The organism is Chitinophaga sp. ARDCPP14, assembly GCF_051362515.1.
Classification (GTDB): domain Bacteria; phylum Bacteroidota; class Bacteroidia; order Chitinophagales; family Chitinophagaceae; genus Chitinophaga.
The window spans coordinates 194,206-208,195 of the sequence record NZ_JBKIXB010000011.1 but is presented as its reverse complement, the minus strand read 5'-3'; the positions used below and the strand labels follow the sequence as shown (position 1 = coordinate 208,195).

Annotated in this window: 11 protein-coding genes; 4 read left to right on the top strand and 7 right to left on the bottom strand. The window is 49.0% G+C overall.

The genetic code is table 11. From position 1 onward, the window contains the following. Positions 1 to 10: 10 nt before the first annotated feature. Both ACLHR0_RS25935 and ACLHR0_RS25930 read right to left on the bottom strand, forming a co-directional pair. Positions 11 to 499, bottom strand: coding sequence for a DUF5946 family protein (locus tag ACLHR0_RS25935; RefSeq protein WP_370908070.1), 489 nt, complete (start codon positions 497 to 499; stop codon positions 11 to 13). 90 nt (positions 500 to 589) lie between these two features. After that, the gene (locus ACLHR0_RS25930) at positions 590 to 1,345 is read right to left on the bottom strand and encodes an MBL fold metallo-hydrolase (protein WP_436490581.1); all 756 of its coding nucleotides are present in this window, start codon (positions 1,343 to 1,345) and stop codon (positions 590 to 592) included. 94 nt (positions 1,346 to 1,439) lie between these two features. On the opposite strand from ACLHR0_RS25930, the gene ACLHR0_RS25925 reads away from it, so the two are divergent. Next, on the top strand, positions 1,440 to 2,273 hold the full coding sequence (locus ACLHR0_RS25925; protein ID WP_436490579.1) for a phosphatase PAP2 family protein: 834 nt from the start codon (positions 1,440 to 1,442) through the stop codon (positions 2,271 to 2,273). A 64-nt stretch (positions 2,274 to 2,337) separates the two neighbouring features. On the opposite strand, the gene ACLHR0_RS25920 is transcribed toward ACLHR0_RS25925, so the two are convergent. The 3 genes from ACLHR0_RS25920 to ACLHR0_RS25910 are packed head-to-tail and all read right to left on the bottom strand — an operon-like array spanning position 2,338 to position 8,327. Next, complete coding sequence (locus ACLHR0_RS25920; protein ID WP_436490577.1) at positions 2,338 to 3,672, bottom strand: sulfatase-like hydrolase/transferase; 1,335 nt, start codon at positions 3,670 to 3,672, stop codon at positions 2,338 to 2,340. Positions 3,673 to 3,681: 9 nt separating this feature from the next. Continuing rightward, positions 3,682 to 5,259, bottom strand: a complete 1,578-nt coding sequence (locus tag ACLHR0_RS25915; protein ID WP_436490575.1) for a RagB/SusD family nutrient uptake outer membrane protein — start codon at positions 5,257 to 5,259, stop codon at positions 3,682 to 3,684. Positions 5,260 to 5,279: 20 nt separating this feature from the next. Then, on the bottom strand, positions 5,280 to 8,327 hold the full coding sequence (locus tag ACLHR0_RS25910) for a SusC/RagA family TonB-linked outer membrane protein (RefSeq protein ID WP_436490573.1): 3,048 nt from the start codon (positions 8,325 to 8,327) through the stop codon (positions 5,280 to 5,282). Between the two features lie 391 nt (positions 8,328 to 8,718). On the opposite strand from ACLHR0_RS25910, the gene ACLHR0_RS25905 reads away from it, so the two are divergent. Continuing rightward, entirely contained in the window at positions 8,719 to 9,462 is a 744-nt protein-coding gene (locus ACLHR0_RS25905; protein ID WP_436490572.1) for a hypothetical protein, read from the top strand. Beyond that, positions 9,440 to 10,258, top strand: coding sequence for an SUMF1/EgtB/PvdO family nonheme iron enzyme (locus ACLHR0_RS25900; RefSeq protein ID WP_436490570.1), 819 nt, complete (start codon positions 9,440 to 9,442; stop codon positions 10,256 to 10,258). The genes ACLHR0_RS25905 and ACLHR0_RS25900 overlap by 23 nt, the downstream gene beginning before the upstream one ends. Here ACLHR0_RS25900 and ACLHR0_RS25895 read toward each other — a convergent pair whose 3' ends face one another. Then, positions 10,259 to 12,085, bottom strand: coding sequence for an alpha-1,3-galactosidase-related protein (locus ACLHR0_RS25895; protein WP_436490568.1), 1,827 nt, complete (start codon positions 12,083 to 12,085; stop codon positions 10,259 to 10,261). It abuts the gene before it with no gap. 45 nt (positions 12,086 to 12,130) lie between these two features. Then, positions 12,131 to 13,390 carry an NRAMP family divalent metal transporter gene (locus ACLHR0_RS25890; RefSeq protein WP_370908079.1) on the bottom strand — a complete coding sequence of 420 codons (1,260 nt, stop codon included), beginning with the start codon at positions 13,388 to 13,390 and terminating at the stop codon, positions 12,131 to 12,133. A gap of 165 nt (positions 13,391 to 13,555) precedes the next feature. Here ACLHR0_RS25890 and ACLHR0_RS25885 point away from each other — a divergent pair, with 165 nt between their 5' ends. Next, positions 13,556 to 13,945: a VOC family protein gene (locus tag ACLHR0_RS25885; protein ID WP_436490565.1), complete on the top strand. Its 390-nt coding sequence runs from the start codon at positions 13,556 to 13,558 to the stop codon at positions 13,943 to 13,945. The last annotated feature ends 45 nt before the right edge of the window (positions 13,946 to 13,990 follow it).

The window sequence follows — 13,990 nt, the reverse complement described above, 5'->3', positions numbered from 1 at the left end:
TCCTGGTCTTTTAAATGTAATGGGCGGTCTTTTCTTTAATAAAGGAATGGTGTGCGCTCCAGCTATCCCATACTGCCTGTGCCCATTTTTTCATGGCGGCATATAGTTCCTCCTCAGTGGTTGCTTTGAGTACATCCTTAACGGTGAGGGCGCCGGTGGTAGCGGGAGGTTCCAGCTTCTCCCATGATTGCTGCGGGATAATGCTGTGCACATGTTGTACCTGCCGCCCGGTGTAATTTTTTTCCAGCGCCAGATACAGCCCTATCAACGCGTAGGCGGTGATGATGTTCCGGCTCACGCCACCGGCATGTTGGGCGCCGTAGGCATCTACAGACAACTGATGATGAAAATCCGGGTGCTGAAAAGCAAAGGTGCGGTCGGCGAGCTGATTGAAGAGATCCAGGCATTCACCGGATGCATTATATCTTTCTGAAGGGGCAAATTGCTGGTACGCAAGATGTAGTTTACAGCCCGGGCAAATGATATTGTTTTCTGTCATGTGCTGCTGAAATTAAATGCTGGTGTAAATACTAAATTTAAGGATTTTACACCAGCATTCGGGCTATTCTTCCAGCAATAAATTGCGTTGTTATTTCGCGTACCAGTCGCGCAACCTTACTTCAATTCCTTTGTTACCTGCATCTACCAGGCTTTTGAACTTATTCACATCCGCCAGTCCGCCTTTACCACGGTAGTGATAAGGGTACACAATTTTTGGCGCAAAGGCCAGCACTGCATCTGCGGCTTCAGTTACATCCATCGTATATGGCAGGTTCATGCAAACGAAAGCCACATCAATATTTTTCAGCGCCCTCATTTCCGGAATACCCTGGGTGTCGCCGGAGATATAAACCGACTTGCCTCCTACCTTCAACACATAACCGTTGCCCCTGCCTTTGGTGTGCATAGCGGTGGCGCTTTCGGGCAGGTTGTACATGGGGATGGCATGGATGGAAATTCCGGCTACTGTTTTGGACTCCCCGTTTTTCAGGGTCACGATCTGCGCGGCTGGTATCCCTTCCAGTTTAGCTGTTACTACTTCCGGGGCAACAATGATAGTATGCGCCGTTTTAACCGCGTTGATGGTAGCTGGGTCAAAATGGTCACCATGAATATCCGTTACCAAAATGATATCCGGCGCTGCCAATCCTTTATGCGGTTCGGCACCACCAGCAGGGTCCACATACATGGTTTTGCCTGCCACCGACAATAGCAGGTCGGCATGGTTAATGGGCTGGATAGTAAGATTTCCCTTGGAGGTAGAAATCTCATCTGGTGCAACCCGTTGTGCAATGGCACTGCGGGTGGCAAAAAGCAGGAAAAGTGCGAGGAAACAGTTTCTCATAATTGTTGATTAATGTGATCGTAAAGTTAACAATTCCCGCGCTGCTTCTCCCTAAAAATACTACTTTCGTGCTCGCTCCAAAGTATTTAAACAGATGGGATTCAGGCTTACATTTCTTTTACTGGTTATTTTTTCTCCCCATATACAGGCGCAATCGGACAGCAGCCTGCCCGTGGTGGCTGACAGCATCCGCCCGGTGATCAACGCCAGCGATACCTTAATACGGTACCGCATAAACGGCGCCTACCTGGGAAGTATCTGGCAGGACCTGAAATATACGGTAGCGCGGCCCGCCCATTGGGAGAAAAAGGATTACATCCGGCTGGGCGTAATTACCGGTGTGACCGGCATCCTGCTGGGAGGGGATTACGGCGTAAAACAGTTTTTTGTACGTCACCAGTCGAATTTTGTTACCAGCGTAACCGACCAGATAGAACCCTTTGGCAATGCCTATTCCCCGTACATTGTAGCCGGTATGTATGTAGTGGGAGTGATTGCAAAGGACCGCAACCTGGAACACGGCGGGCTGATGGCCGCCAAATCCCTGATCATTTCCACCGCCATTTATGCCACGCTTAAAAGTGTGATAAGACGCGGACGTCCCACCTACTACGATTCCCCGTTTAACTTTGACCCTCCTTTCAGTAAGGATAAAAAGCATACCTCATTCCCCTCCGGACATAGCCTCACCGTGATGACAGTAGCCACCGCTTTTGCGGAGCTGTATGGAAAAGATCATCCATGGGTACCCTGGGTATCCTATGGCATTGCCGGCCTCACCGGCGCCACCCGCCTGTATGAAAACCGGCACTGGAGCAGCGATGTATGGGTGGGCCTGGCGCTTGGGCATTTTGTAACAAAAAGCGTTTTCCGTCATCACCGGGAACTGGAGCACAAAAAGGCCATGCAGCTGATGATGGCGCCGTGACCTGTAATTTGCAAGGAATTAAAGCAGCGAAGAAAGCCTTCGCTGCTTTTTTATTATAGCAAGATCAATTCGCTGTATTACCATTGTACTGGTCCAACAACTGCGCCAATGCGCTCACTTTATCAGGATACTCCTGTGCTACGTTGGTACGTTCCCGTACATCGGACCCAAGGTTAAACAGCTCTATGTTTTTAGTGCCTGTCTTAGGATCGGTGATTCTGCGCAGTTTCCAGTCGCCCACACGGATCGCTTCCGGTGTACCATTGTTTACGTAATAAATAGGTGAATGAGCGATGTGCTCTTTTTTACCGGTGAGCAGATCCAGTACGGATTCGCCATCTAGCTTCCTGCCGGCAGGAAGCGGTGCATTTACCCAGGCTGCCAGCGTAGGCAGTACGTCCATACTGGTAAATGCATCTGTAATAGTTTTGTGAACCGGTACATGGTTTTTCCAGTACACAATGAACGGAACGCGGTGACCACCTTCATAAGTTTCTCCTTTCTTTCCACGGAAAATACCGGTGCTGCCAACGTCCCAGGGCTTGATCACATTATCTGCCGACATGCGCGCCGGGAAATCTATCCAGGGACCGTTATCACTGCTGAAAATAAAAATAGTATTATCCGCGAGCCCCTGTTGCTCTACTGCTTTCCAGAGGTCTGCGAGGTTGGCGTCTATCTCTTCAATCACATCGCCATACAAACCACCGGGCGACTGTCCCCTGAACTTCTTAGAGGCGGCCACCGGCAGATGTGGCATGTTATGCGCCAGGTACAGGAAGAAAGGTTTGTTTTTTCGCTGTTGCTTCACGTATTTAATCGCCTCTTTTGTATATAACTCCGTAAGGGAAGTATCTGCCGGACGGAAGATTTCAGGTGTTCTGTCGCGGTAAATCTTCAGCACTGTATCCGTTTTTACGTAGGGGAAGCGGTAGTCGTGGCTATACAATAAACCAAAGTAATGATCAAAGCCCTGTGCTACGGGGAAATTGTAAGGCTGGATATCACCCAGGTGCCACTTGCCTATCATGCAGGTATTATATCCTACTCCTTTCAGCATTTCAGCAATGGTCACATCTTCATCCGGCAGACCGATCTTATAGCCCGGAGGGATCGGGAAGTTAAGCTGTGAGCGGGTTGGATAGCGACCTGTTAACAGGCTTACCCTGGAGGGTGTACAGGAAGGAGAGGTAACCATATAACCGGTTGACTTTACGCCCTGCTCCGCCACATGATCCAGGAAAGGCGTACGGATCTGCGGGTTGCCGTAACAACCGAGATCGCTGTATCCCATGTCATCAGTTAATACAAAAATGATATTAGGCCGCTGCTGTGCATACACGGCAGGCACGGTGCCAAAGGAAAGTCCTGCCAGTAAACAATAGATATATCGCTTCATAAATAATAATTACCAGTTTGGATTTTGTGACAGTGCAGGGTCCAGGTCGCGCTCTTTCTGCGGCACCGGCCAAAGGTAGTGTCTCGATTTATCAAATGCACGGTTAAATGACACTACCTGCACGACCGTACGCTGACCATTGTTATTCCATGTAATACCATACACGGGGCCTGTCATTACTTTCTCCGCTGTTTTCCAGCGGCGGATATCGTAGAGACGCAGTCCTTCAAAGGCCAGTTCCACCGTACGTTCATACCGCACCGCATCGCGCAGCTGGCTTTGGGTAAGACCTGCAGGCAAAGCGGGCATATTTACATCTGCCCGCCGGCGAACGGTATTAATGGCGTTGTACACGCTCTGGTCCAGCTGATTCAGTTCTATTTTGGCTTCTGCATAAGTAAGCAATACTTCCGCATAACGCAGCAGGATCATGTTAATACCACTGTTTGCCGGATTGGCATAGTCTTCCGGGTTGATGTATTTTTTCAGGTTGTACCCGGTGGTGGATGCGATGTAAGTGCTGCCAATGGCATCTGCTGTACCACTGTTAGGCGCGGGATGAAATACGGTACCGGAGGGCAGCACATCGCCATCTACAAACAGGCTGTATCTGAGGCGCGGGTCCCTGTTATCGTAGGGATGATCTTCATCAAAAGTACTGCCCGGCGCGTGGATATCTTTTCCGTCGGACATCTGGTAGGTATCCGCCAATACTTTGGTGGGCACATAGGAGCTGTTCCCGTTCTTTTGGCTGTAGGGCGCCATCATGCTGAACACGTTATTGGGGTAGTTATCTTTGATAAACTGTTTATCGAGGATCACTTCTTTGTTATTTTCTGCCGCATAGCTGAATAATTTCTGGTAGGAGTCATACAGCGTGTAGCCAAGACCGTTTACTTCCGTTGCTGCATCGGCAGCGAGCTGATAGCGGCCAGCGAACAAGTCGGCGCGGGCTTTCAGCGCCCAGGCTGCGCCGCGGGCAATACGTCCTTTATCGGCTGCATTGGCGTAAGCAGCAGGTAACAGTGCCGCCGATTCCGTTAGTTCCTTATCGATGAAATCGTAGATCTGGGCGACCGGTGTTCTTTGCAGGGTCCGCGCCTGTTCCAGGGTAATAGAGGTGGTAACCAGCGGCACATCTCCATATAAACCCGCCAGTTTAATATACTGGTAAGCGCGGAGTGTTTTTGCTTCTCCCTTGAACTGGTTGATCAGCGCTGGCGTGGAGGAAGTTACCTTATCTACATTTTCCAGGAAATAGTTGGCAGCATGAATGCCTTTATACGCATTCTTCCATTCACCGTATACTTTGGCGCTGGATTGATCGTAGGTACCCAGTTCAATATAGGCCTGCACATCAAAGTTCTGGTTGGTGTGCCCGATATCGGTGAGCGCATCCAGTGACAGGATGTTGGTACTGTCGAGATCGAGATACAGCGCGTTTACTGCGAGTTTGGCGTCAGCTTCTGTATTCCAGAATACATCCACTGCGAGGCGGTCTGTAGGCGCGGTATCCAGCAGGTCTTTATTGCAGGAGGCCAGCAGGACGATCAGGAAAAGATAAATACTTTTATGGATTGAGTTCATAACAATTCGTTTTTGCAACATTAAAACTGCAGATTAAGTCCAACGGTGAACAGGGATGTTTGCGGATAGTATACCGCTCTGCCTGATTCTGCTTCCGGATCGAGGTTCCATTCATTCAGTTTGGAAATTGTGAACAGGTTAGTAGCAGATACATATACCGTGGACCTGCTGATCAGCGCTTTTTTGGTAATATATTCAGGTAGGTGATACGACAGCTGGATATTTTTCAGGCGGATATATGAGCCGTCGATTACCAGTCTGTCGGATGTAGCTACGTTACGCAGATCGTACTTAATGGGACGTGGAAAACGGGCATCGGTGTGCTGCGGCGTCCAGTAATTGTTCGCATAGATCTCGTGCGTAAATCCTTCCTGGTTCCCCATTTCGGCCAATGCGCCGGATAAGCGGGTATCCACTTTTGCCGCGCCCTGGATCAGGATATTCAGTTCAAATTCCTTGTACTGAAGCCCTGCGTTCAGTCCGAAAGTGTATTTCGGAAATGACAGGCCGATGTTCGTCATATCGTTGGCATCTATTTTACCATCGTTGTTACGGTCTACATATTTCACATCACCGGGTTGAGTATTGGATGCCAGCGTGGGATACTTACTGATTTCTTCCGCGGTCTGGAACAGGCCATCTGTCTGGTATCCCCAAAGCGTGTTGATCGGCAATCCTTTTTTGATAATATAACGGGGATCAATATCCGAACCGGTAATATACGGGCCGGTGCCTTTCAGGTCTGTTACCTTATTTTCATTATAGCTGAAATTGGCGCCGATGGTATACCGGAGATGGCCGTTTTGTTTGCTGTTGTAGTTCACCGCTATTTCCACCCCTTTATTTTCTACAGCCCCGGCATTCTGCGGCGGTGCGTTCAAGCCTACGGTTGCAGGAATATCCAGGTTCAGCAGGATATCGGAAGTAAGTTTACGGTAGTAATCAGCAGTTATGTTCAGTCGCCTGTCGAGGAAGGCCGCATCCAGACCGAGATCCAGCTGCGTGGTACTTTCCCAGCCGAGGTCGGTATTAGCCAGTGTGGTTTGGCGGTAGCCTGGTACCGGCACACCGTTGAAGGTGTAACTGGTGGCAGTGAGTGCGTCGTAATAACTGTACAGGTCCACCGACTGGTTACCCGTTTTCCCATAGGAACCTCTCAGTTTCAGATCGTTTACAATGGGCAGCAGCGGCGCAAAGAACTGTTCTTTGGAGATACGCCATCCCGCAGAAAAGGATGGGAAGAAGCTGTAACGTTTGCCATCTGCGAAGCGGGAAGATCCATCGTAGCGGCCATTTACCTCCAGGAGGTATTTGCCGGCATAGGCGTAGTTGATCCTGCCAAAATAAGAACGCAGTCCGTATTCCGCATCGCTGCCACTATTGCTTTTAGTGCCATCATTTGCACCCTGACCTATGGAGGTGATATCGTTATTATAAAACCTTTCGCGGTAGGCGCTGAGGAAGGTTTGTTTATTATCTATCTGTGAATAACCGGCCAACGCTTTCAGATCATGTTTACCAAACGAGTGTTCGTAGGTAAGGAGGTTATTCCAGGTATATTCCCGCAAGGTATTACGCACTTCTGTTAAACTGTTGTTGGCCACCGTTTTGGTGATGTTGGTATTTTTATCGGTGTTGGTGTAAGAATTGGTAAAGTTCTTCTGTTGTGTATACATCACCCGGGTACCGAATTGTGAGGAGAAACGGAGTCCCGGCAGCAGGTCCACATCTCCCCTGACATTACCAAGAAAATAATCGATCCCCTGTTTCGACAAGCCACCGATTTCATCAAACATCAGGGGGTTGTTGCCCTGTGTGCTGAGGCCATAGGTACCGTCGGGATATTTGGGTACCGCCCACAGCGAGCCGTGGAACATATTGTTGAAGGGTTCTACAGTTGGTTTGGTATTGGAATTATTGCGGTAATTGATATCGCCGGCAACATGCACGCGGCTATTGAGCGGGCTGTAGTCGGCATTCATGCGTACTTCACTGAGCTTGTCGCTGTAATTTTCCACGATCCCCTGCTGGTCCTGGTAACGTACGCTCATCCGGGTTTTCACCACTTCGTTGCCTCCGGACAGCGACAGCACATGACTTTGCTGTGGTGATGTTTTGAGCATGGTGTTGAACCAGGTGTTGGGCATGGGGTATTTATAGCGATCCGTTGCATTTACATACTGCTGGATGGATTCCTCTGAGAACCGCGCCGGCACCGCCACTCCGGCGTTGGTGTAGGCTACTACCTGTTCCCGCATATAGGATTCGATGTCCATCATTTGCGGTTTGTTTACACTTTTCTGCCAGGCGTAGTACCCGTTGTAGTTCACGGTTAATTTCCCTGATTTGCCTCTTTTCGTGGTGATGAGGATTACGCCGTTGGTAGCGCGGGATCCATAGATGGCAGTGGAAGCGGCGTCTTTCAGCACAGAGAGGGATTCAATATCTTCGGGGTTGATATCCTGCATCCGTTGTTCTATTCCGTCTATAATTACCAGCGCATCATTTTTGCCCAGGTCGTACCCGCTGGTACTGCTGCTGTTGATATTGAAAGTGGTAATTCCTCTTACACGGATGGTAGCGTTGGATACGCCGGGAGCGCCGCCCCTGTCGAGCACCGTAACGCCGGGCGCCAATCCTTGTAATGCCTGCTGGATATTGGATACCGGGCGACGGGTAATATCGGCGCCTTTAATTTGCGCCACGGAATTGGTAAGGTCACTTTTCTTTTGGGTGCCATAGCCCACCACCACTACTTCGCCGAGAGCGGTTTCATCGTCGGTGAGCCCCAGATCCAGCTGTGATTTTCCATTCACCGGCACCTCCAGTTTCTTATACCCGATGCCGGAAACCAGCAGCGTATCCCCGGGCGCCACGGTGAGCGCGAAACGCCCCTCTGCATCCGTTACGGTTCCTTTACCGGAATGTTTTACCTGGATATTGATGCCCGGCAATTTTTCGCCTTTACCGGATCTTACCTGGCCGGCTGTTTTCAGTACTTGCTGCGCTGCCGCAGCAAACGTTAACAGCATGGCGATGCCATACATGAAAAGTGATCGCTTTTTCATTCAGTTATTTATATTAGTGTGTTAGCTCTTATCAGCCGGAAGTGATGTTGGTCTTGTACTTTTTCATTGACAGGGGCAAAAATATATGTTATAGTCTACAAATCCTATAGGGTATTCATATTTTTTTCATGTACGCGGATTTTGTCTTTCTCAGGATTACGCTGATTTTACGGATTAGCTGGATTTTTACTTTTGGATTTTATAAAGGATTTGGGGAGATATAAGCGGATATACTCGCTTTATCTCCCTTAATTATATCTTAATAAAATCAAAAAAATCCAAAAGTAAAAATCCAGCTAATCCGTAAAATCAGCGTAATCCTGAGAAAGACAAAATCCGCATTTGGCAAATACCCCCGCCTGCTTTATCTTCCCATAAATTTTGAGTTTGCATGAAAAAGATGGTAGCAGTTCTTTTATCTGTATTTGCTTACAGCGTTTGTTTTGCCCAGGAAGATGAAACATGGGTGGAGCCCAGCAAAGAAAGCCAGGCTTATCACGAGTACCGCCTGAAAATAAGCCGGCCGCCGGATGGTTTGGAGAAAGTGCTGGCGCTGATTGCGAAAGCCGGTCATGATGAAGACGAGAACACCCCGTTGCCCCAAAAGGAATACATGGCGTTATCCATGCGCGAAAAGCTTACTTATCACCTCATTCATGCGGAATCGTATAGCCAGAACTGTGATGCCATGCCGCCGGTGCCAGATGAACATAAAAAGATCTTTGCGCAATTGCCGGATGCATTCGGCGAATACAGCTGGAGCCAGCGGCAGTCGAATTTCATGACCGCTAACCGCGACTCGGCTATCGCGTTAATGAGCGCTTCCATACAGCGCAGTAACCGCATCGGTGTTAACTATAAAAAAGCGATCATCGACATCAATGGCCGGGAAATGATCCCTTTGCTGATCAGCACTTATAACCGCGATCATAAAGATCATGATATACTTACCCTGCTGATGATATTGATGAAGAATAACGAATACGCACCTTTCTTATCTTCTGCTTCCTACAAAAAGTTGTATGCCGATGAACCAACCAGTTACCAGGCATACCTGAATTTCAATAGTGCCAACGAAGCATTGATCATTGAACGGGCTACTGCATTTTACAATGGGCTTCCTAAAAAAGGTTAGTACCGCGTTGCTGTTGCTGAGTGGCTATGCCGGCTCTGCACAAACGCCCGGTGGGTACGTATTGGTACCCGCCGGCAGCTACCATATAGGTGGGCATCTACATACACTTAACCCCGAAAGACAAGTAAGCGTCGATAGTTTTAACATTGCAATATATGAAACTACTAACCGGCAGTTTGCTGCATTTGTAGCAGCCACCGGTTATATAACTGATGCAGAACAACGGCACGATGCGCTGGTATTTGCACCAGGGTTACGCGAGTTTGAATGGAGCAACGATTCCACTGCCTGCTGGCGCTTCCCCAACGGCGTACGTGCCGGCGGTATTGAAAACAAGATGGAGCACCCGGTTACCTGTATCAGTTATAAGGATGCGCAGGCATACTGCAGCTGGGCAGGTGTAAGGCTTCCTACGCTGGAAGAATGGGAAATTGCTTCCCGTGCAGGCGCCCGCACCACTTATTTTTTTGGAGATAAAAAAGCGCTCATTGGCCGCTATGCCAATATCTGGCACGGAAAGGATCACCTGCAGGCCGATAGTTCAGACGGATACGTGTATACGGCGCCTGTTGGCAGCTTCCAACCCAATGCCTGGGGCCTATATGATATGTATGGCAACGTTTTTGAATTCTGTTCCGGCCACATAAAGCCCGGCGAAAGCCCTACCCTGGCACATGCCCGCGGCGGATCGTGGTGGTGCAGCCAACGATCCTGCTCCTTCTTTAACTCGGTAGATATTGGCCGCGTTCACCAGCGTGCTTCCTTCAGCAACCAGGGTTTCCGGACCGTAAAATAACTATGGCTTTACTGTTACCGGCAGATCTGTTTTGATGGCTTTGGCCGTCATGCTTTGCAGCAACACAAGCGGCTTAAAAGGCACCTGCCATTCATTTCCAGTTACCTTTACGCCCTCGCAACCAGTAAGCCGGAAAGCTGGCCGTTCTGCGCCCTGTGGCAAATAGTCCTTCATCCAGGAAATACGGTTACGAATAAACGATAAGTTGCCCGTGCTGCGGGCTGTTAACACCGGGTAGTCGTAGATACGAAATTCATTATCGGTTATCCGGATGTTACGATGCACCATAAAACCTTTCAGCAGCTGATGATTTTCCGGCGCTATCGCAATCACATAATTGTTATCAGGCGCCAGGTTATACCCGCAACCTTCAAAGGTGTTACCGCTGATCAGCACATCCTGTACCGGCTCGGATTCAAACCAGCTGGCGGCATCATCGGCAATGAGGATGGCATGCATACCTGTTCTGTAGAACCGGTTATGTTCTATCACCACTTTCTTACGGGTGGTTACCAGCAGCCCTCTTGTATTCACAGCTTCAAACACGCAGTTACGTACGGTGAGCGACGGTACCCACGTGATGTTTTCGAGGCAGTCGCCGGCAATGATCCCTTCGGGTACATCGCCGCTGAGCGTTACTTCCATCTCTCTTTCACTGATCATACGGGCAGCGGTGATGCGGCCGTTTGCATACCCCTGTAACGTAGCCGCATGTACGAAAGTGATACTGTCCCCGGCAAAGAAAGCCTGGAACCCATACGTTTGATGATGCATGAACCGCAATTTCAGTACCCGTGGCGCCACTTTTTCCGTGATCACCAGGTGCGTGCCGTGTACATTCACCGGATCGTCGTGCAGGCCTTTAAAATGCGAATCCGTAATAGTGATGTTTCCTTTGCAGCCGGAGAAATGCATGCCATCTGCAAAAGTGGCCATTACGCGGCCGCTTTTTTCATCCGGCATGATCTGTATATGGCTGTAGTGAAGCTCTTCAGAGAACTGCGATACGATGCCGAGGCCGTGCATGTAACGCATGTTGATATGATCCAGCTGCACATTGCGGCAATGCCGGATAAAGGCGCCCGCCTGGTCGCGGATGCCATCCCTCACGGTAAACACGTTTCCCGGCTCACCTTTGAAGCCGGAAAAATCGCCGGTAAACTGTACCGTGTTAGGCGCAATGGTGGCGGCCCTGCTTTTCAGGAACGGCGTCCAGGAGGAATAAGTGTATATACCCTTGGCGGTATCCGCCAGCACTGCATGGAATATGTTCATGCCCCACCTGGGACCATGCCATTCGAGGCGTCCATCAATGATGGTATATTTGGAATCGGGATGTATGGCCGCGACCACCATTTCCGGCGTCACCGTTTTCAGCGTCATTTCCGACATGGAAGGTCGTTCCGTATCTATGGTCACATGACGCATGGTAATGTTCTCGCACCGGTCAAAAACCCAGGTGGTCATCTTTCCATGAAAAACAAATTCTGCTCCATTACCTTCGATAACAAGGTCTTTAAAGTTTTCAAAAAACAATCCGATGGTTTTTGTTTTGTCCGGCACTTCTGTTTCACTGGAGGTGTTGGAAATAAAATATACTTTCTTCACGGCGCTATCCGGGTAAAAGTCATAACGGCCGGGAGCAAATTCCAATACCGCGCCGGGCTTATCCTTACAGGCGGCAATGGCCTGCTGTACCCTGGTAGTGGCATCTGTGAAGGTATTAGGTTTAAGTCCGAAACTATTTACGTGTATGCGTTCCTGTGCGGCAACAGTGAAAGAAAAAACGATGCCGGCGCCGGTAAGTATCTTCCTGAAAATATTCATTTGTTGAGGATGCTTAAAAATTCTTTACGTGGAAAAATGATAAACTCAGAACAGGAACCAGATCATAGCCACTGCGGCGGCAGTCATCAGTAATAGTGTGAGTCCGCCGAGAATATTGGATAACTTCGAATTCGTGTGCTCTTTCATGATCTTCTTATTGTTACCGATATGTATGATCATCACAATCATTACCGGGGCGGTAAGGCCGTAGGCAATGGCCGTGTACAGCAGCGCTTTAATAGGACTCACGCCGAGGAAGTCGAGCGATAAGCCAACGATCAGCGAAATGATGATAGAGATATAAAACGGTTTAGCCTGGGAGAACTTCTTATCCAGCCCCGCCTCCCACCCGAGCGTTTCTGCAAGCATGTACGACTGGGAACCTGCCAGTACCGGGATGGCCAGCAGCCCCGTTCCCAATACGCCCGTAGCAAAAATCAGGTAGGTCAGTTTTCCGGCCAGCGGCTCCAGCGCTTTGGCTGCCTGGTCTACGGTATCTATCTGTTTCACGCCGGCGGGAAACAGCACGCTGCCCGCCGTGAGGATAATAAAGAACATCACAATATTTGAGAACAACATTCCCGTGTTTACATCTGTTTTCATTTCACTCAACACTCTTTTATCTACCACAATTCCTTTGCCGTTATGTGCCTGGTCTTCCGCCTCCATCGTGGTTTGCCAGAAAAAAAGGTAAGGTGAAATAGTGGTACCCAGTATGGCGACAATGATAGAGAAGAAATCTTTATTGTACTGAATGGTGGGAATAAAAGTATGCCTTGCGATATCGCCCCAGTTTTGCTTTATCATAAAGGGCACTAAAATATACAGCAGCAGCGACATGCAGAGCCACTTCAGGATCATGGCAATTTTTTCATAAGAGAAGCGGATGATCACGAACATCATTATCGCGGTGACGCCTACACAAAAAACGGATACCGGTACTGCGGGGAAGATCATATGGCACACCGCTCCCATGCCCTGGATATCTGCACCTATGTTCAGTGTGATGGCCGGAAAACTAAATAATAACATGAGGTAAAGCACCGGCCTGGGATAGTTCTTCTTTAAAGTAACCGTCAGGCCCTGGCTGGTGACCAGCCCAATGCGGGCACACATGCCCTGGATAGCCGCCATCAGCGGGAAGGTGAGTAACGACGTCCATAACGTTGCCAACCCGAATTGTGCGCCGGCCTGCGAATACGTAGCAATACCGGATGGATCATCATCGCTGGCGCCGGTAATTAATCCCGGGCCCAGTTTCTTAAAAAACGTGGCGAGTTTATTGGGAGAGCGTTGCTTATCCATGAACCTGATCATTAATGGGTATATGGTAAGTTAGTGGAAATCCGGGATATATCGGGTTACCTTTGCAACCCTTCATCCGGGTAAGGTATGTGATAGTATTTTTTTTCTTATTATTGATCCATCGTTTTTACCGATTTCTTCCCGCTATTAATAAAACACATTCATATGGTCATTAACCGGTTAGATCATTTGGTGCTGACAGTAAAAGATATATCAGGGACCTGTCGTTTTTATGAAACGGTGCTGGGCATGGAAGTGATCACCTTTGGTGATGACCGCAAGGCGCTGCGTTTCGGGCACCAGAAGATCAACCTGCATGAAAAAGGCAGGGAAATAGATCCCAAAGCGCTTGCACCCACTGTGGGATCGGCGGATCTATGCTTTGTTGCAGATACGCCGGTGGAAGAAATCCTGGTGGAATTAACGACGCTGAAAATAAACATCCTGGAAGGCGGAATCGTAGAAAGGACCGGCGCTACCGGCAGGATCCGATCTATCTATTTCAGGGACCCCGACGGCAACCTGCTGGAGGTAAGTAATTATATTTCAAAATAAACATCCCGGGGAATATTGTTTTTGTGCGAAAAACAGTATATTTTT

Excerpts from the sequence above, each read along its gene's own strand:
- ACLHR0_RS25935 (WP_370908070.1), bottom strand. The coding sequence starts at position 499 with ATGACAGAAAACAATATCATTTGCCCGGGCTGTAAACTACATCTTGCG.
- ACLHR0_RS25930 (WP_436490581.1), bottom strand. The coding sequence starts at position 1,345 with ATGAGAAACTGTTTCCTCGCACTTTTCCTGCTTTTTGCCACCCGCAGT.
- ACLHR0_RS25925 (WP_436490579.1), top strand. The coding sequence starts at position 1,440 with ATGGGATTCAGGCTTACATTTCTTTTACTGGTTATTTTTTCTCCCCAT.
- ACLHR0_RS25920 (WP_436490577.1), bottom strand. The coding sequence starts at position 3,672 with ATGAAGCGATATATCTATTGTTTACTGGCAGGACTTTCCTTTGGCACC.
- ACLHR0_RS25915 (WP_436490575.1), bottom strand. The coding sequence starts at position 5,259 with ATGAACTCAATCCATAAAAGTATTTATCTTTTCCTGATCGTCCTGCTG.
- ACLHR0_RS25910 (WP_436490573.1), bottom strand. The coding sequence starts at position 8,327 with ATGAAAAAGCGATCACTTTTCATGTATGGCATCGCCATGCTGTTAACG.
- ACLHR0_RS25905 (WP_436490572.1), top strand. The coding sequence starts at position 8,719 with ATGAAAAAGATGGTAGCAGTTCTTTTATCTGTATTTGCTTACAGCGTT.
- ACLHR0_RS25900 (WP_436490570.1), top strand. The coding sequence starts at position 9,440 with ATGGGCTTCCTAAAAAAGGTTAGTACCGCGTTGCTGTTGCTGAGTGGC.
- ACLHR0_RS25895 (WP_436490568.1), bottom strand. The coding sequence starts at position 12,085 with ATGAATATTTTCAGGAAGATACTTACCGGCGCCGGCATCGTTTTTTCT.
- ACLHR0_RS25890 (WP_370908079.1), bottom strand. The coding sequence starts at position 13,390 with ATGGATAAGCAACGCTCTCCCAATAAACTCGCCACGTTTTTTAAGAAA.
- ACLHR0_RS25885 (WP_436490565.1), top strand. The coding sequence starts at position 13,556 with ATGGTCATTAACCGGTTAGATCATTTGGTGCTGACAGTAAAAGATATA.